Source organism: Aquimarina macrocephali JAMB N27, from assembly GCF_000520995.1.
Lineage (GTDB): Bacteria > Bacteroidota > Bacteroidia > Flavobacteriales > Flavobacteriaceae > Aquimarina > Aquimarina macrocephali.
Window position 1 is genome coordinate 1 of record NZ_JACA01000033.1, and the last position, 20,527, is coordinate 20,527.

8 protein-coding genes are annotated in these 20,527 nt (G+C 35.1%); all 8 read left to right on the forward strand.

Annotated elements, in window-relative coordinates:
• Positions 1-69 precede the first annotated feature (69 nt).
• Positions 70-1,494, forward strand: coding sequence for a CHAT domain-containing protein (locus Z054_RS0117380; RefSeq protein ID WP_024771317.1), 1,425 nt, complete (start codon positions 70-72; stop codon positions 1,492-1,494).
• Positions 1,495-2,546: 1,052 nt separating this feature from the next.
• Positions 2,547-2,972 (forward strand): hypothetical protein, encoded by a 426-nt coding sequence (locus Z054_RS30405; protein ID WP_024771318.1) that lies wholly within the window; start codon positions 2,547-2,549, stop codon positions 2,970-2,972.
• A 758-nt stretch (positions 2,973-3,730) separates the two neighbouring features.
• On the forward strand, positions 3,731-4,429 hold the full coding sequence (locus tag Z054_RS0117395) for a sensor histidine kinase (RefSeq protein WP_241461422.1): 699 nt from the start codon (positions 3,731-3,733) through the stop codon (positions 4,427-4,429).
• Positions 4,430-4,960: 531 nt separating this feature from the next.
• Positions 4,961-5,611 carry a response regulator transcription factor gene (locus Z054_RS0117400; protein WP_024771321.1) on the forward strand — a complete coding sequence of 217 codons (651 nt, stop codon included), beginning with the start codon at positions 4,961-4,963 and terminating at the stop codon, positions 5,609-5,611.
• Positions 5,612-6,234: 623 nt separating this feature from the next.
• Positions 6,235-11,529, forward strand: a complete 5,295-nt coding sequence (locus Z054_RS0117405) for a GEVED domain-containing protein (RefSeq protein ID WP_084050434.1) — start codon at positions 6,235-6,237, stop codon at positions 11,527-11,529.
• A 561-nt stretch (positions 11,530-12,090) separates the two neighbouring features.
• Complete coding sequence (locus tag Z054_RS30410) at positions 12,091-15,924, forward strand: GEVED domain-containing protein (RefSeq protein ID WP_024771323.1); 3,834 nt, start codon at positions 12,091-12,093, stop codon at positions 15,922-15,924.
• Between the two features lie 966 nt (positions 15,925-16,890).
• Positions 16,891-18,567 (forward strand): dihydroxy-acid dehydratase, encoded by a 1,677-nt coding sequence (ilvD, locus tag Z054_RS0117420; RefSeq protein ID WP_024771324.1) that lies wholly within the window; start codon positions 16,891-16,893, stop codon positions 18,565-18,567.
• A 178-nt stretch (positions 18,568-18,745) separates the two neighbouring features.
• On the forward strand, positions 18,746-20,479 hold the full coding sequence (ilvB, locus tag Z054_RS0117425; protein WP_024771325.1) for a biosynthetic-type acetolactate synthase large subunit: 1,734 nt from the start codon (positions 18,746-18,748) through the stop codon (positions 20,477-20,479).
• The last annotated feature ends 48 nt before the right edge of the window (positions 20,480-20,527 follow it).

A 20,527-nucleotide genomic window follows, 5' to 3' on the forward strand; every position in this document is an offset into this window, starting at 1 on the left:
AATATCAACGCAAATATAAACTAGAGCCAAGAATTATTAGCAGACTCTAATGCAAAGAGCTTTGCAGGTTTGCCAAAAGCAATCCTCGATCTGGAACAACAACTGAAATCAGAACGTTCTTTCTGTATTTCTGAAATGATACAAGAACGATCTAAACAGATTGTGGATGCTACTAAAATCACAACCTATGAAAATATACTATTTGATCTTGATAGAAAACAAGATTCTCTTACTTGGATTATAGAAAAAAACTATCCCAAATATTACCAGTTAAAACATGAAAGCAAGATCATATCTGTTGCTGGTATCCAGAAAAAATTAAATGAGAATACCACACTGTTGGAGTTTTTTGTGTCAGATAACAGTATCTATGCGTTTACGATTTCTAAAAAAGAGATAAAAGTAACTACACTACACGCACTAGAACTCAGCAAGGATGTTGAAGCGTTAAGAGCTGCTATTATTGCTAAAAATACGATAGTATTTAAGACAATTTCTTATAAGTTGTACGGTCAATTAATTGCTCCTGTTAAAGATAAAATTAAAGGAGATCAACTTATTATTGTTCCTGATGGTTCGTTATGGCATCTTAATTTTGATGTATTGCTAACTCAAAATGATCTATCATACGATCCTAAAGTGCTGTCATACCTTCTTAAAGAATATGCTGTAAGTTATGCTAGCTCTGCAAATCTGTTATTTGCTCCTTCTAAAAGTGGTTTACAATCCGAAAAACGGCAAGAATGTCTTGCGTTTTCTTTTTCTGATAGTGAGATTATAGATGCAAAAACAATGAGTTTGGCTACACTAAGAGCTGCTAATTATGATTTACCGGGAACTCGTAAAGAGATCAAAGCAATCTCAGATATTATCGATGGGCAATATTATTTTGGGTCACAAGCGATAGAAGCTAATTTTAAGAAAAATGCCAGTCAATATAATATCCTGCATTTGGCGTTGCACGGTGATGTAGACAACGAGCATCCCGAAAATTCCAAACTCCTATTTACCAAAGGTAACGATACTATAGAAGATAGTTATCTGTATAGCCATGAATTGTTTGCTATGAATATCCCTGCAGAACTCACTGTGCTTAGTGCATGTAATACCGGATCAGGGAAAATAGCCCAGGGAGAAGGGATTATGAGCCTGGGTAATGCTTTTCAATATGCAGGAACTAAAAGTTTATTATTGAGTAGTTGGGAAATCTCAGATCAAACTACTCCTGAGCTAATGAGATTGTTCTATACTAATCTTAAAGCGGGAATGCATAAAGCCAAAGCACTACAACAAGCTAAATTACAATACCTCAATACCGCAAATATCAATCGAACTGATCCCTTTTATTGGGGTGGGTTCTATTTGGTTGGAGACTCGTCTCCAATTCTTTTTAAAGATGATACAATGGTGTATTGGGTTATGGGACTAGGAGTGTTGATAATACTCTGTATAGGTGTGCTCTGGTATCAGAGAAAAAGGAGGAGTGCCTGGTAGTTGTGAAGCGTATGTCACTCAGATTTAGCAATGTCGTTTAGTTTTTATAGTGTCAATCTGAGCTTGTCGAAGACCAGTAAAATTGACGTTTTCAATTGCATTTCGACAAGCTCAATGTGACACTCGGATATCTTTTTATGTTAACTAAACGGCATTGCTTGAATCCTTCGATCAACTAAGAACAGGCTTGTCGAAGAACTTAGAAAGAAGCACTATCATTGACGTATTCTCTAATTTGTTGATTTTTATCTATATATTCTTACGTCTCATCGAGTGATTTTATCAATAGCAATAGCGGTTGATAAAATTGTATCGAGATGCAATAAAACCTATTACCACAATTGAGTTTAGATAGGTCTGTTGAGCTCTTCGGTAAATTCAGGACAAGCCTGTCGAAGGGTAGGTGCTATTTTATGTTTAACTTTTTCATACAAATGGTTTTTTGAAAATGTCCTAAGAAAATTCAACGTAAAAAAAATGAAGCGAACGTAACGTGAAATTAAATTCTTAAGAATCGAAATGATTAAAATGTTATCATAGATCATGGATAGTGAAAATAATCATGCTAGTGGAAATGTTTCATTTAATTTAGTGAAGAGAACGATATTTTTAGTTGAATTTTCTTAAGACTAGCATTTTTTGTTTAGTCACCCTGAGCCCTTCGGTAAACTTAGGACAGGCCTGTCGAAGGGTTGGCAATGAAAAAAAGAAAAAGAAGATATTTTTAATGTATTTGTAAATCAGTTGCTTAGTTTAGGTTTAAAGTTCTGTTTTATCATCCCAGTAATTTGTCATCCCGTTGAAGAACAGGGCTAGAATCCATTTATCCTTCAATAGGGGGAAAACACCCTTTTAGTAGTAGGGGTAAATGCCCCTTGCAATATTTTTTGGATTTTTTTTAAGCGATTTAAAGTATTGGTAAACAGGAGTTTGTTACTGTTTGGGGTGTATGTGGTTTTTGATTTTAAGGTAGGGTGTATTTGCTTTGCTGCATGTTTTTTGGATATATTAGCATCAATCTAATCTAATTTAATCTAAAATAATATAATGTTATGGGAAAAGAACTACCAAAAAAAGGAGGAAAAGGAAAAAAAAGACCTGCGAAATGCATTACCCAGGAAGAAGCGAAAGAGCTTCAACATGTGTGGTGCTGTACCAGAACACCAGAGATCGATAAATGTATAGGATTCGAAGATACCAGAGAATTTCATTGGAGTGTAGAGGAATTGCAGGAATATCTTAAATATGTAAAGAAAAAATCTAAAAAACAAGGGATTGATAATCCGGGTATCAGAGTGTATTTAGGAGCATACCCTAAAGGAAAATGTAAAATGGATAAAGGGTATTCGACTGTGTTTTTAGCACCTACAGGAGCACCTGCGGGTGAGATGGGTAAAGGAGGTGATAGTGCACCGAATAATTACGGTATTGAGCCCTTTAATGAAGGTGGGGCTGGAAATCCACCAGTGATTTACTAAATACTTATGATTTATCAATTGATTATTAATGTTGTAGAGATAATGGCTGTTATCTCAGGAGCTATATATGTCAATAAATATCGAGAAGATAATTCTTCTCGATATTTATTCTATTTTCTCTTTTTTACTTTATTTATAGAATTAATATTTGGTTGGTTACCTAGGGTAATAGGAAGAATGGAAATTTTAAGATTTCTTGAGAATTCGATACTCTCAAATAATGAATGGATTTATAATATTTATATTATTACCAAATTTTTGTTTTATACTTTTTATTTCAATCTTTTTCTTAAAAAAAGGGAATTAAGGAATATAATGATTTTTGGAATGTTTTTATTTTTAATATCAACAGTAATTAATTTAATTTTCTCTAAAGTATTTTTTGTAACAATTTCTTCTTATACTTATATTACAGGGTCATTACTACTTATGCTGAGTGTTTTGTTTTATTTTTTTGAAGTATTGAAAAGTGATGAGATATTAAATTTTCATAAAACTATAGTTTTTTATATTTCAATAGGTACTTTAATCTTTCATTTATGCGTAACCCCTCTTTTTATTTATAGTAAATATTATAAAATTGAAAAAAGCCCAGAATTTGTTCAGGTTTATCAAATAATTCTTACTGCAGCGAATATTTTTATGTATTCTTGTTATACGATTGGATTTCTAGTATGCTCGCGAAAGAACAAATCTTATTAATTATATATTTTACCATTATTATTCTATTTTTTGTAGTATTTGGTATCATATTCTTTATGGCTTTTCAGCGTCGAAAAAACAAACTACTTCTTGATAAATTAAGAGCAGAACAACGCTTTGAAGATGAGATTTTTAAATCCCGGATAGAGATCCAGGAACAGGCACTTAAGAATGTGAGTTGGGAGCTTCATGATAATATTGGGCAATTGCTATCGACTGCAGTGATGCAAATTAATATTATGGGAGCTACTATAAATGATACAGCGTCAGAATCCCTGCAGGATGTTAGGAAATTAGTGGGTGACAGTCTGCAAGAAATACGTACCTTATCCAAAACTCTAAATCATGAAGTGATTCAAAATGTAGGACTAGAAAAATCTATTAATGTAGAGCTCAAACGTTTTGAGAAACTTAATTTTTTAACACCTTCACTTACGGTAAAAGGGGAAGAAGTATATATAAACCCTAAAGATGAGATTATTCTATATCGTATCGTTCAGGAGTTTTTCTCTAATACTATAAAACATGCAGAAGCGTCAAACCTCGAAGTAGTTTTAGAATATACTCCAGAGGCACTCAATATTAGAGTTCAGGATGACGGCGTTGGGTTTGATCCCAAATCAGTTCAGGCAAATTCTGGTTTGTTAAATATGAAAAGCCGTGCATCTCTGGTAAAAGCAAAACTGGATTATACATCTTCACCAGGAAAAGGAGTTGTACTTACCTTGTCATATCCTATACAACTTACGGATTGATTTAATACATTTGTATTAGAACTCATCTTGAGTAGTGGTTTTAAGCCGAAAAGTTTGGCTTTTGTGCGATAATGAAGTTAATTTTTTTCAGCATAGCCTTAGCTACGTTGAAAAAAATATCAAAATTAGGGTAGAAAATGTGAATTTTGTAGGCAAAAACATTACTCAAGATGAGTTCTTAAATACGAAGCGATGCTTCAATGTAGATACTTATAAGATTTAAATGTTTGAAAAAATGGATAATTAAATACTATACATACAAAAAAATCAATACAGATAAAAGGAGCCATTCTTAACTAATATCCATACCATCCAAAATATAATGGCGAATTTGATCTGAGAATTAATAAACAATGAAGTGATTTAAGCTTTTTTGATTCTGGCGAAAAATAGCTATTTTTTGATCAATTGAAGTTTTTTTTGCACTTCATAGCAGGGCTACGAAGTAAGAAAAAGACAAAAATTGAGTGAAAAAGAGCATTTTTATAGCGAATTGAAAAAAGCTTAAATTACTTCGATAAAAAAAAACAGATGAAGAAGAAGACTATAGTTATTGTCGATGATCATCTTTTATTTGCACAATCACTGGAGAGTTTAATATCTAAACTTGAGGAATATGAGGTTCTAGCAATTCTAAAAAACGGAAAAGAGCTTACTCAATATTACTTACATAAAAGAAAGACACCAGATCTTATTCTTTTGGATGTAAAAATGCCTGTGATGGATGGTGTGCAAACGATGCAATGGCTTAAAGAAAATCGACCAGATCAAAAAGTACTGGCACTAACAATGGAGGATGATGAAGAAACCATTATTAGAATGCTTAGGGCGGGGGCCAAAGGATATTTGCTAAAAGATATACATCCCGAAAATTTTGAATTTGCTATGAAGATGGTGATAGAACAAGGATTTTATTATTCGGGCAAGATCGAAACAGCACTACGTAATTCTGAAGAAGCCGGAGGTAGTAAAAACCTACAAGAGAAATTAACAGATAAGGAACGAGTGTTTTTAAAATTTGCATGCTCAGAACTTACCTACAGAAGTATCGCCGGAGAAATGGGGTTGAGTCCTAAGACGATAGAGAATTATAGAGAAACGGTTTTTAAGAAGCTAGAAGTAAAAACCAGGGTAGGTCTTGTAATCTATTGCATGAAAAATAAACTTTTTAAGATTGAGTGAGACCCTGTTTTGAAAAGGGTGTAAAGCGTATTCAAAATAGTTGGTTGAACCAATTCCGGTGTAGATCTGGTTTCAATGTAAAAGTTTAAAAATCAAAAGCCGTCAAATCGAGTGATTTTTTGAAATGATAATGAAAAAAAATTGTATCGAGATTAGGTTTTTGTGAGAAAACAAAATATTCGATTGATATTACTATCTTAAACTTATGCTGAAGACTGGGTCCATTTAGTAGTTAATAATGTTTTTGTTTTGAAAATGGTATAAAGCGCATTCAAAATAGTAGATTGAACTAATCCTACCCAGTACTGAACTTGTTTCAGTATCTAGTGGAGTCCATTGTTTTTGCTTTGAAAAGTAGATTTCATTTCGTACAACTTTTGCAAGTATTATGAAGTATAAGGAGAAGTGTTAGTCTTGATGGTGATTATTAAATCAATTAACACTTAAATTGATAAAAACGTATTAAAACACAATTTATTTTAGAGAATATTGGATTTAAAATGTTAAAATATTGAAATAAATGATATTCTGGGTAAAATAGTATTAAGTGTTGTTAGTATAGTATATTTCAGAGGTTTAGAATAGGGCTAATTTTGTGAATTAACACAAAACTTAACTATCTAATGAAAACAACTAACACGTTTTTATCGATTCTCATGGGGTTGATAATTTGGCCAATCATGGGTCAACAACAGGAAAAGAGTTGCTCGTTTGAGGAAACTCAACAAGAGTACTACGAGCAGAACCCAGAAGCTTTAAAAAAAGCTAAAGAATTTGAAAAAATAATTCAAAAACAAGCCTTACTAAAAAAGCTAAACCCAAGCAAAGCAGCAGCTAACTATGTTATACCTGTAGTTTTTCATATTTATGATGCCAAATATCCTGATAATCCAGATACTGGAGAATCAAGAAATGTTACTGATGCCAGAGTCATACAGGCATTAAAGGACATTAATGAAGATTTTAAAGGTTTTAATGATGCTGTAGATCCTAGTTTTTCGAATATTGAAGGCGGTATGAATATCGTATTTAGACTGGCTCAGGTAGATCCAAATGGTAATACGACTACCGGGATTATTTACCATGAGAGAAAGGAAGGCTTCGGTCTAAGTAGTAATGATGCAGAAATTGCAAAATATGCCTGGGATAACTTTAAGTATATGAATGTTCATATACAAGAAGTAGTTAATTCTGGTAGTAAAAACTCCTCTGGTATAGCTTGGTTTCCTGCTGTTAACATGTCTGAAGAAGGCACAGCAAGAGTAGTATATAATGGTAAGTATATCATTTATTCTCCACCAGCTTCTTCATTAACACATGAGTTTGGGCATTTTCTTGGTTTACATCACACTTTTAATGGAGGTTGTGTATCTGGTGATGATAATGGAGATAAAGTGGCAGATACTCCTCCTACTGCGCAAGGTTTAGCTTCAGAACCTGGAGGCAGATCTTGTAAAACTGGTGTGAAAAATTGTTTTAGTCAATTGATAAATCATCAGAATCATATGGATTATAATCCTTGTGAATCTATGTTTACCAAAGGTCAAGTAACCCGAATGGAGGGATTTATGACTCATGATGCGCGTAAAACATTATGGGCAGATGCTAATCTTATTGCAACAGGAACGAAACAAGCTGATTTAGGAGCAAGAGTGATTTTTACATATCAAAAAAGTGATGATAGTGCAGTAGATCAAGCATTAGCATTTATTGAAGGTTTTAAGAATAACAATGGGGATATACTCAATAAAAAAAGAATCAAGGCAGTAAGTGGAGCTAAGTTTGCTGTAACGGGCCAAATGCAGGAAGGAGTTCATTTTTCTACTACAAATGTCCCAAGCGGTTTAACAACTAAGATCACTGTAGAAGATAATGAAAATGCCGTTATCACATTTACAGGTAATGCAGTTAATCATAGCGAAGCAGATTCTAAAGAAATTAAGATTACCTTATTAAATCCAGCTATCGTTGGAGGAGTGGGTTCTTTATATTCTAAAACAGGAATTTATAATATAAATTTTATAGATCCATACAAGCCTTATTATGAAATGTATTCTCCGACTCTGGTAGCTGGACAATCGGTTCCGACTGCGGTTGATGCTACCGGTTCAAAATTCAATTCCTTAGTTATTGGTGGTCAATTTAGAACACGATTACGTACATATGATGGTAATACAATTACCGTAGATAACAATGCTATGGAGTTTGATGTATTATGTAATACGGGTACCATAAACGTAAGAAATCTGTCTGAAGGAACAAATATTAGCGCAAACTCCTCAGGAATATGGGTGGGTAGGCAAGCAGTAGCAACATCACCTCCAAAAATATTTGCAGCAGGTTATAATGCCTGGCTTGGTAGAACAGGATATGTCGGAATTAGAGTCCCTACTTTGACAGGTGATTATGTCTATGGTTGGTTAAAAGTTAGAGTTTCATCAAATGGTGGGTACGGAGAATTAGTTTCTTTCGGATTGAATCCAGATCCAGGTAAATCTATTCCGGCAAAAGTTGCAGTACCAAATTTGGAGTATTCTACCGATCGTTTTTTAGAATCTGTAAAGAATGATGGTACAATAGGTAATGAAATAACAGTGGATCTTAAAGATGCGACACTCGCTGTGTCTGGTACTTTGGTTTCTGGAACCCATTATAATATACAAAATGTTCCTAAGGGATTAAGCTTTTCGGCTCAAGTGGTAAACTCAAGACGACTTAAATTAACAATGAATGGTATTGCTACGGAAAGTGATTGGGCACAACCTAGTAATGGATTTGTGAAAAATATTAAATTGAAATTCAAAAGTTCTGTTTTTGCAAATGGAGCTGGTGCTCAGGTAGAATTCAAAGAATTCCCTCTTAATGTAGAATATATAGGAACTGCATATTCTAAAGAAGTAAACCCCATAAATAGATTTACTACGACTGGAGATGGAAGCTATGGAGGTTGGGCAGTTGTGATGCCATGGACTTACAATTTAGATTTTATAACCGTAGGGTATCAATTTCAAGATTATACAGGTTCTCAAAATGATTTTCCGGGTGTAAAATTTATTAGCTTAAGAATGGATGCAGTAGCAAATGCTAATTATGAACTTACTCCATTAAGTGCAGGAACCGTTATTGGACCAAATAGTTCATGGAAAAATGGACAAGAATATAACGGCGGAAGAGGGCAACATATGGTCGATTCTGAAACGTATAGAGCTTGGAGAGGGAGAACAAATTATGTCGGAATTAGAGTTAACAGATCCGGTAGAATGCATTATGGATGGTTAAAATTAAGGGTAGGTACTAATGGAAGAACGTATGAGATTTTAGAATATGGAATGCAAGGTATTCCCGAAGCTTCTATAAAAGCAGGAACAAAAGATTCTAATGATGTAAAGACATATTGTGATGCTAAAGGTAATAATGGTACCGAAGGAATTACTAAGGTCGAATTTGCAGGAATCAATAAATCCTCTACTAGAGATGCTTCGGGGTATTCTGATTATACGGGCAATACTGGTTTTGTGGCTCAAGGAAAAAGTTATCCTCTTAAAGTAAATGTTGTAGGATGGAACGGAGGTTCTGCAGCAAGAGTTTATGCATGGTTTGATTGGAATAATGATTACGATTTTAGAGACTCTGGAGAATATATGGAAGTGACAAAAACATCTAATACAGTTGGGGAGATTACAGTAAATATACCTACAAATGCTAGATTAGGAGTTACACGAATGAGGTTACGGGTAGATGATAGAGCAAGTAATGCTGATTGTGGGGATAGAAGCCGTGGAGAGGTAGAAGATTACCAGGTAAGTATTGGTATTGCTAATGCGTCGTGTACCGATGGAGAACAAAATGGAGATGAAACAGGAGTTGATTGTGGAGGATCATCTTGTAGTGATTGTATTCCTGACCCAACTTGTGATGATGGTATTAAAAATGGAGATGAAACTGAAGTTGATTGTGGTGGTGAATTTTGTGAACCTTGTGAGGTTTTTACAGAAATTTGCCCGGCAACAGCAACCGGAACAGGAGAAGGAATAGATATTAATAAGGTTGCTTTTGGTAGTATAAGTAATAGTTCTACAGGAGATGCTCAGTATACCGATTATTCTAATGTTTCTACAAACCTTACAAAGGGACAACAACTGGCATTGACGGTAACAACAAAAAACACCTGGGAGCCTACTACAGTTGGAGTGTGGATCGATTGGAATAATGACAATGATTTTAGAGATGATGGAGAGAAAGTTTTGTATGTAAAAGGAATACAAACAGGTTCATATTCAAGTACAGTTACGGTACCTGCATCGGCAGCAACAAATACTTCATTACGTATGCGAGTACGATCTGGGTACTATCAGGATGTGTTGAAGCCTTGCGGTACTATTACATCGATTGGAGAAGTAGAAGATTATAGAGTTACCGTTACAGGAGGCTCTGGGCCAACTTGTAATGATGGGATTCAAAATGGAGATGAAACAGGAGTTGATTGCGGAGGATCATGTTCGCCCTGTGCGATACCAACCTGCACCGATGGGATTCAGAACGGTGATGAAACCGGAGTGGATTGTGGTGGATCTTGTTCCCCATGCCAAACTAATGTGACGTATTGTGCTGCATCAACTACACAAAATACATTACATATTACTACAGTAGCGTTTGGAAGTATAAATAATGCTACTGCGCATACTGCATATTCTGACCATACCAATATCTCTACCAACCTTACCAAAGGCCAGTCTACAGCATTAACCGTAACATTGAATAATAATACCTGGGCATATAATGCAGTAGGAGTATGGATTGACTGGAATAATAATGGTGATTTTACCGATTCGGGCGAAAAAGTATACTCTCGATTTGCTGCAGGTCCATATACAAGTACTATTACTCCACCGGCAAGTGCAGTTTCTGGGACTTCATTACGTATGAGAGTACGAGCAGGATATGGATCAGAAAGTAAAATAACTCCTTGCGGTACAGATACGTATATAGGAGAAGTTGAAGATTATACAGTAACAGTTGGGGGTACTACTGGCCCAACGTGTAGTGATAATATCCAAAATGGTAATGAAACCGGAGTAGACTGTGGTGGATCATGTAGTCCTTGTGATACAGGAGCAACTTGTTCAGATGGTGTTCAAAATGGGAATGAAACAGGAGTAGATTGTGGTGGTTCTTGTCCAGCCTGTCCAGTGGTTACATATTGTGCTGCAACAGGAAATTCTGGGCCCGAGGGAGTAACAAATGTTACTTTTGTAGGAATTAATAAAACCTCGATAAGAAATGCTTCTGGTTATGATAATTTTACCAGTACTTCAACAAGTGTAAATGCAGGTACAAGCCATAACCTTAAAGTAACTATTGAGGGTTATAATGGAGGAGCGGCAGATGAAATATATGCTTGGTTTGATTGGAATATTGATGGAGATTTTGCTGATACCGGAGAGTATTTTAAACTTACTAAAACAACAAATACTGTAGGAAATATATCAGTTACAGTACCACAAAATGCCAAAGCGGGTAATACAAGAATGCGTGTATTGGTTTCTTACTATGATATAGAAAATAATCCTTGTGATACAGGTACGAATGATGCTCGTTATGGAGAGTATGAAGATTATACAGTTAGAGTTGTAGCCAATAAATCTTCTTTTACTCCTTCAGAGAAATTATTTTCTGTTGCACCTATTCCAGTATCTGAAGGTAAATTAAATATAACGTTTAATACTCCTGAAACCGGAATTGCAAGAGTACATGTGTATAATATCTATGGTATGAAAGCAGCAGAGTTTAGTACATTAAAAGAAGCAGAACAAACCAAAACAGTTCAATTTAATGCAAATCAATTAAGTGCAGGACTGTATTTGGTAACAGTTAAATTAGGAAAAAGAACAGACTCGGTAAGAGTTATTGTTGAATAACCCTTAACTGAAATAGACTATTTATTTTCAACCTTAGCAGTAAGGTATAAATAGAACATAACGAGTGGTTTTAATCTAATACAATCCCTCTTGAAATCAAATCAAGAGGGGTTGTTTAAATACTTCAATTTTTAACCACTATTAAACTTAAGTTATGAATTCACAAAAATCATTACAAAAGAGTAAATCCTTGGGTTTATTCAAAAAGAGATAGGAATGTCTTTATGTCCTAATCCATTTAAAAATCAAATTACTATTGATGTTTCATCTATAGATAATAATGAGTTCACATTAATATATACAATATCCTGGGGGAAGAATTAATCCGTCATAAATACAAAGAAAACCAGGTAAAATAGTTGTTGGTGAACAAATTGATGCTACTGGAAACTATTTCGTTAGAATTCTATCTAAAGAAGTAAACCAAACACTTAGAATTATAAAATTAAATTAAAGAGTATAACCAGTTGTCTAATATCTCTTAAAACCCCTCTCGAAATCAAATCGAGAAGGATGTACTAATTTCTTTATGATATTTTGACAGTTATTAAAAATTAAATCATGAAAAATCAACTTGTCTTATTTATAGGCTTATTTGTTTTCCAATTTGGATTTTCACAAACCAATAATAATTTTTGGAAAAAAAATATGAACCCTATTGAAAACGAAAACATTTCTTCTGCTAAGGAGAATACAAAAACTTCAAACCAAAACACTTACCACCTTAGTGTTGAAAAATTGAAGGAAGTTTTATCTCATTGTCCTCAAAGATTCAATTCATTTGGTCAATCAAATGTCATTATCACACTTCCTACCGAACGTGGAGAATTTAAAGAATACCGCGTAAAGGAATCAAGTGTTTTACATCCGGATTTAGCTAAGAAGTTTCCCGACATTAAGTCTTATGTCGGTACATCGGTTAGTGGAGAAGGTGGAGTAGTACATTTTAGTTTGGGGTATAATAACTTTAGGGCTATGATTATGAAGCCTGATGCTACAATAACGAATATCAAACCTTCTACTAGTAATAGTAAAACGTATGTGGTTACTTCAAAAACTGAGGGATCAGCATCAATTAACTGTCAAGCAATTGATCACGCAGTCGGACCTTTTTTAGAAAAAAGTACAAAGCAAGCTGAAAAATCAAACAAAGCAAGAAAAGATGCTAATGATGGTCGTGTTAGAGTCTACCGAATGGCTATAGCAGTAACGGGAGAGTTGTCTAAAATTTATACTGATAAGGCAAACGTTACAAATGGTTCAACTCAACAAAGGAAAGCCGCAGTACTTTCCGAGTTGAATGTACTCATGACAAGAGTGAATGCGATTTACGAACGAGATCTTGGAATTACGTTTGAGTTAGTACCTAATATGGACAATTCCATTTTTCTTGACCCAGTAACTGACGGTTTTACGCATGGTAATACTTCAGCATCAGTAAATGAGGTTCAAGCTATTCTTGATGCTAAAATTGGTAACGCTAACTATGATATTGGTCATGTTTTAGATTCAGATGGGACTGGACGTGGAGCTTTAAGGGCTGTATGTGTTGATAGTAAAAAAGCTGAAGGAGCTACTGGTGCACATCCTTTCACATCTGTCAATGATTATTTCTTTGTCACATTCGTTCACGAAATAGGTCATCAATTCGGTGCTAACCATTCGTTTAACAACTCATGTGGAGGTAATCGTTTGGACGAAGGTGCCGTTGAACCAGGAGGAGGTAATACGATCATGGCATATACAGGTTGTGCTCCTAATACAGCAAATACGCAATATCTATTTTTTCATGCGAAACAAATAGATGAAATGTGGAATCATATTGTAAGTACAGCAGGTTGCGGTACAACAAAATCAATAGGTAATAGTGCGCCAGCAGCTAGTGTAGGAGGTAATTATACGATTCCAAGATCTACTCCATTTATATTAGAAGGGTCAGCTACTGATGCTAATTCAGCCGATCAACTAACGTATAGCTGGAACCAAATGGATAAGGAAATAGCTCCTATGCCTCCTCGGGCTACGTCAACTAACGGTCCTGTATTCCGTTATCAACCACCTTCAACATCTCCAAATCGATATATGCCTAACCTGACTACAATAAAAGCAGGAAATGCTTCTTCTGAATGGGAGGTAACACCTTCTGTTTCCAGAACTATGAATTTTAGATTCACTGTAAGAGATAACCATCCAGGAGGAGGTAATACAGATTCTAAGGATGCTGTTATTACGGTAAGTGGGACCGCTGGTCCTTTTGTGATCACTTCTCAAAACACTAGGTTTGATGCGCCTATAGGCTCTACACAAACAGTAACCTGGAATGTAGCAGGAACCACAGGGAATGGGGTAAATGCAGCAACTGTTGATATTTTGTTATCCACAGATGGTGGAAATACATATCCAATAACATTAGCTTCTGCAGTACCTAACGATGGTTCTCAACAAATTACAATACCAGACAATGAAGGAGGTGTAAATAGAATTATGGTAAGAGGTACGAATAATATCTTTTTCGATGTTACAAATGCTAATTTTAGTATTACCAATGGAAATTTGGATCCTATGCCTACAAATTATTGTGCTGCGGGTTATCAAGGTAATAATTATATAGACGAAGTTGTCTTTGGAGCTATCAATAATAAAAGTGGAAATGGTGGGTATTCTGATTTTACTAACCTGGGAACCAACATTACTAAAGGCGAGTCTGTTGCTTTAACCGTTAATCCAGGAATCGATTTCTGGGATCCTAATTATTTTGGAGCTTGGATTGATTGGAATAAAGATGGAGATTTTACAGATTCAGGTGAAGAAGTTTTATTAACAACCAATGGTGCCGGTGGTGTAACAACAACTGTTGTAGTTCCTAATACCGCAAAAAGTGGCGCGACCAGATTAAGAGTACGTTATAAAATACATACTGCCCCTGAGCCTTGTGGAACAGCAAGAACTAATGGTGATGAAGTAGAAGATTATTTTGTGTTCATTAAAGGAGGAAGTTCGAATCCAACCTGTAATGATGGTATTCAGAACGGTAATGAAACCGGTGTAGATTGTGGTGGGCCTGATTGTAACCCTTGTACCACCAATCCAACCTGTAATGATGGTATTCAAAATGGTAATGAAACCGGTGTAGATTGTGGTGGACCTGATTGTAACCCTTGTAATACAAATGTAACCTACTGTGCAGCTTCGACCACTCAAAATACTACCTTACACATTACCAATGTTAGCTTAGGATCTATAAATAATAGTTCCACAAATGCTGCATATAATGATTTTACCAATCAGTCTACAAATCTTACTAGCGGACAAGCAACGGGATTAACCGTTACATTAAATAATAATAGTTGGACATATAATGCAGTAGGAGTATGGATTGACTGGAATAATAATGGTGATTTTACTGATGCTGGAGAGAAAGTGTATTCTAGATTTGCTGCGGGTCCTTATTCGGCTAATATTACTCCTCCTTCTGGAGCAGTTTCTAATACTTCGTTGCGCATGAGAGTTCGAGTAGGATATGGGTCTGAAGCAAAAATAACACCTTGCGGTACTGATACTTATTTGGGCGAAGTAGAGGATTACACCATAAGAATTGGAGGTACAACTACACCAACCTGTAATGATGGAATTCAGAATGGTAATGAAACCGGAGTTGATTGCGGAGGATCTTGCAGTCCTTGTGCTACTAATGGAACTGTAGTTTATGTAGATATGAGTGACGAAACAACAAACTCTTCAAGTACCTGGAATTTCTTTAGAATAGAGGTTGGTGATGATAATGGTTTTGGAGGATGGTTCACCAGTAATTCACTTCGATTAGTGAATTACGGAAAAGATGTTGTTTGCGAAGGAACAACTAGTAACGCTACATTTATTGAGGAAGGAGTAGAGGTTGGTGCAGCTAGTAATTTTGTTGCCAATTCTAATAGTTTTGTGGTGAGCTCATCTTCATATACAGATTGGAGAGGTAAATCTGGTTACATAGGGTTTACTTTTAAAATAGGTGGAAACACACATTATGGGTGGTTTTATGCTACGGTAGCTAATGATGGATTGTCATACACGATCAAGGATTATGCATATAATACTACGACCGATCAAGGTTTGCTTACAAAAAGACCAACCAGACAAAAAGAGAGAACCTCAGAAAATAGGGTTAGCATATACCCTAATCCATTTGAAGAAACTGTTACTATAGATGTATCAAGATTAGAAAGCGATACATTTACAATAACTGTATATAATATATTAGGAAAAGAATTGATCAATGAAGAGTATAGTAAAAATCCGGGGACAATATTATTAGGAGATAAAATAAAATCATCTGGAAATTATTTTGTAAAAATACAAGCTAATAAATATACAGAAACCTTAAGGCTTATTAAGTTTTAGTATAAAGTTAAATTCTAAGTAGTCAAAACTCAGGATTTGAAAAAAATAGGACCTTTCATTGTTGATGAAGGGCCTTATTTTTTAAACTAAATTTTTACAAATAGATTTTTTGGTTTTTCCTGAAAATGCTTTGAAGATAGCCACCTTTTTTAGGTTGAATCAAAAAAAGCAAGAAGAGTTCATTATAAAAAAATAATTTAGTATTTGTATTTCACAAAAATATTTTCCTATATTTGAAGACATAAATGAATACTAGAAACATAAATATTAATACAGTCATTAGTATTGAGGTGATTATTTCACCTCGATAAGGGATGTATTAATACTATATATATGATATTAAAATCCCTTTACTCAAGTAAAGGGATTTTTTTTGTATAAAAAGGTATTAAGATTAGAATCTAAAATTAATTCTGAAAAGTAGAAATGAGAATATTTAGTAATATAATTAGTAATGTCATTGTCATTATTGTGATTATTTCACCATGATGAAGGGACATTATTGTATAAAAGTAAATACAGACTCCCTTCAGAAAATGAAGGGAGTTTTTTTTTGATATAGAACTCATCTTGAGTAGTGGTTTTCAACCGGAAAGTTTGGCTTTTGTGCTATAATGAAGATGATTTTTTTCAGCATAGCCATAGCTACGGTTAAAAAAATAAACAAAATTAAAGTGCAAAATGTAAATTTTGTAGGTCAAAGTATTACTCAAGATAAGTTCATATAATGAATACTTAAATAAAATTATCAAATAGTGATTGTAAATTTTCAAAACATAAATACTTGTAAATCAGCATGTAAAGCATGTAAAGGCACAATTGGATATTGTAAGGGTATTGAATATTGTATAAGTGTTTAGTTGCAACAAAATAATTTTATACTGTGGTTTATTCAATCTAATGCATACATCATAGGGTAAAAGTTAAAATTTTAAATAATTCGTAAAAACTGATATTCAAAAAGAAATGAGCATCAATAAGTATAGTAAACAAGTCACTCAAGATGACACGCAACCTGCGGCACAGGCAATGCTTCACGCAATTGGTTTAACCGATGAAGATTTTAATAAACCATTGGTCGGGATTGCCAGTACAGGTTATGAAGGGAATCCATGTAACATGCATCTTAATGATCTTGCCAAATTGGTTAAGAAAGGAACATTAGAAGAGGATGTCGTCGGACTCATATTTAATACTATAGGAGTAAGCGATGGGATTTCTATGGGAACACCAGGAATGCGTTTTTCATTGCCATCCCGTGATGTAATCGCAGATTCTATGGAAACTGTAGTACAGGCAATGTCTTATGATGGAATGGTAACTGTTGTTGGCTGTGATAAAAATATGCCAGGAGCATTAATGGCAATGCTTCGATTAGATCGCCCTTCGATTTTGGTCTATGGAGGAACCATAGCATCTGGATGTCACGAAGGTAAAAAATTAGATGTAGTTTCTGCTTTTGAAGCCTGGGGAGAAAAAGTGGCAGGAACAATAACACAAACAGAGTACAAAAGTGTTATAGAGAAAGCATGTCCGGGAGCAGGAGCTTGTGGAGGGATGTATACTGCAAATACGATGGCCTCGGCAATCGAAGCGTTAGGAATGTCTTTACCCTATAATTCTTCGAATCCTGCAATAAGTAAAAATAAAGAAGAAGAAAGTATCCAGGCGGGTCGTGCTATGCGAGCCTTATTAGAAAAGGATATCAAACCTAAAGATATAGTAACCAAAAAATCACTCGAAAATGCAATACGATTAGTTACTGTACTTGGGGGTTCTACGAATGCCGTATTACACTTTTTGGCAATTGCCAGGGCTGCAGATGTAGATTTTACATTAACAGATTTTCAGAGAATTAGTGATGAAACTCCGTTTTTGGCAGACCTTAAACCAAGTGGAAAATACCTAATGGAAGATGTGCATGAAGTTGGAGGAATTCCTGCCGTATTAAAATATCTTTTAAAGAAAGGATTACTACATGGAGATTGTTTAACCGTTACCGGAAAAACAATTGCAGAAAACCTATTAGACGTTCCTGATCTTGCAGAAGGGCAGGATGTTATCAAGCCTTTAGAGAATCCAATTAAACCAACAGGGCACCTTAGAATCATGTTTGGTAACCTGTCTGAAGATGGATGTGTTGCAAAAATCACAGGTAAAGAAGGATTGCGTTTTCAAGGAAAAGCTAAGGTTTTTGAAGGAGAATATGATGCTAATGATGGTATCAGAGATGGAAAAGTAGAAAAAGGAGATGTAGTCGTCATAAGATATGAAGGGCCAAAAGGAGGACCAGGAATGCCAGAAATGTTGAAGCCTACTGCTGCTATTATGGGAGCCGGTTTAGGTAAAGATGTAGCCTTAATTACTGATGGAAGATTTTCGGGAGGAACACATGGGTTTGTTGTTGGACATATCACACCAGAAGCGCAAGAAGGAGGCCTGATTGCTTTAGTAAAAGATGGAGATGTCATTACTATTGATGCAGAAACAAATTCGATTACTGTAGATATTAGTGAAGCTGAGATTGAGAAGAGAAAAGCTTCTTGGGTTCAACCAGCATTAAAGTTTGATAAAGGAGTGCTGTATAAATATGCACATACAGTATCCTCTGCATCACAAGGATGTGTAACTGATGAATTCTAAAAGTACTCCAATGCGAAGCATTGGTTTCAAGTGAATTGTCATTCCAGTGAACGCTGGAATCTAAAATAAGACAGCATTTGATGCTGATAAACGATAAATTATCATTCTGATGAAGATCAGAATCTAAAAAAAGTCTAGACTCTAGTTTCTAAAAGTCTAGCCTCTAAAATAAGAGTGTATGGAAACACAAACGCAAACGTTAAAAAAAGAAACCAAAATATCAACAAAGCGTATGACAGGTGCAGAGGCAGTAATTCGATGCTTGTTGGCAGAAGGAGTAGATTTAATTTATGGATATCCTGGTGGGGCCATAATGCCAGTCTATGATGAACTATACAAATATAGAGATCAATTACATCATGTATTAACAAGGCATGAGCAAGGAGCAACCCATGCGGCACAAGGATATGCAAGGACAAGTGGTAAAGTTGGAGTTGCTATTGCTACTTCTGGACCCGGAGCTACTAATTTTGTAACGGGAATCGCTGATGCGCAAATAGATTCTACACCTATGGTATGCATTACAGGCCAGGTTGGATCACACTTGCTGGGATCAGATGCATTTCAGGAAACAGATATTATAGGAATCTCTACACCAATCACCAAGTGGAATCATCAGGTTACCAAGGCCGAAGATATTCCTGCGGTATTAGCTAAAGCTTTTTATATTGCTCGCTCTGGTCGACCAGGCCCTGTATTAATAGATATTACAAAAGATGCACAGTTTGGTGAATTAGATTTTGCATACTCAACATGTAAAGGTGTACGTAGTTATAAGCCCGTACCAGAAACAGATCTAAAAAGCCTGGAAGAGGCAGCTAAATTGATAAACAAAGCAAAAAAACCGATGGTTGTCTTTGGTCAGGGAGTAATCCTGGGAGAAGCAGAAGAAGAGTTGAAAAACTTTATAGAGAAATCAGGAATCCCATCTGCATGGACTATTTTGGGACTTTCTGCACTACCAACATCACATCCATTAAATGTAGGAATGGTTGGTATGCATGGTAATTACGGGCCAAATAAGCTGACTAACGAATGTGATTTACTACTAGCGATCGGAATGCGTTTTGATGATAGAGTTACTGGTAATTTAGAAACCTATGCCAAGCAGGCCAAAATCATACATTTTGAGATTGATCCAGCAGAGATAAATAAAAATGTGAAAGCTGATGTTGCAGTAATGGGTGATGTTAAAAATACATTAGCAAAAATTACTCCGATGGTGCAGTCAAATTCTCATGATTCATGGTTACAGGAGTTTAGAGATTATGATACAATAGAATATGATAAAGTAATTAAAGAAGAATTGTATCCTAGTAATGAAGGCCTATCTATGGGCGAAGTGCTTAGAAGAATTAATGAAGAAACCAAAGGAGATGCAGTGATTGTATCTGATGTAGGACAGCATCAAATGATGGCTTGTAGATATGCCGAGTTTAATAAATCTAAGAGTAATATTACTTCTGGAGGTTTAGGCACAATGGGATTTGCATTACCTGCTGCAATTGGTGCAAAAATGGGAGTCCCGGATAGAGAAGTAGTAGCGATTATAGGAGATGGCGGATACCAGATGACAATACAGGAGTTGGGTACAATTTTTCAGACCAAAGTACCGGTAAAGATCGTAGTGCTAAATAATGATTTCCTAGGAATGGTACGTCAATGGCAACAACTATTTTTTGATAAACGATATGCTTCTACAGAGATGGTAAATCCAGATTTTGTAAAAATAGCAGAAGGGTATCATATCAAGTCTACCAGAGTTACCAAAAGAGAGAATTTACAAGAAGCAATCGCAGAGATGATAGCGTCAAAAGAAGCATACTTTTTAGAAGTATGTGTTGAAAAAGAAAATAATGTGTTTCCGATGATTCCAACAGGTGCATCAGTTTCAGATATAAGATTAGAATAATAGAATTTTTGTTATTCTGGCACTTGGTCTACACCTAGTATAGACTTT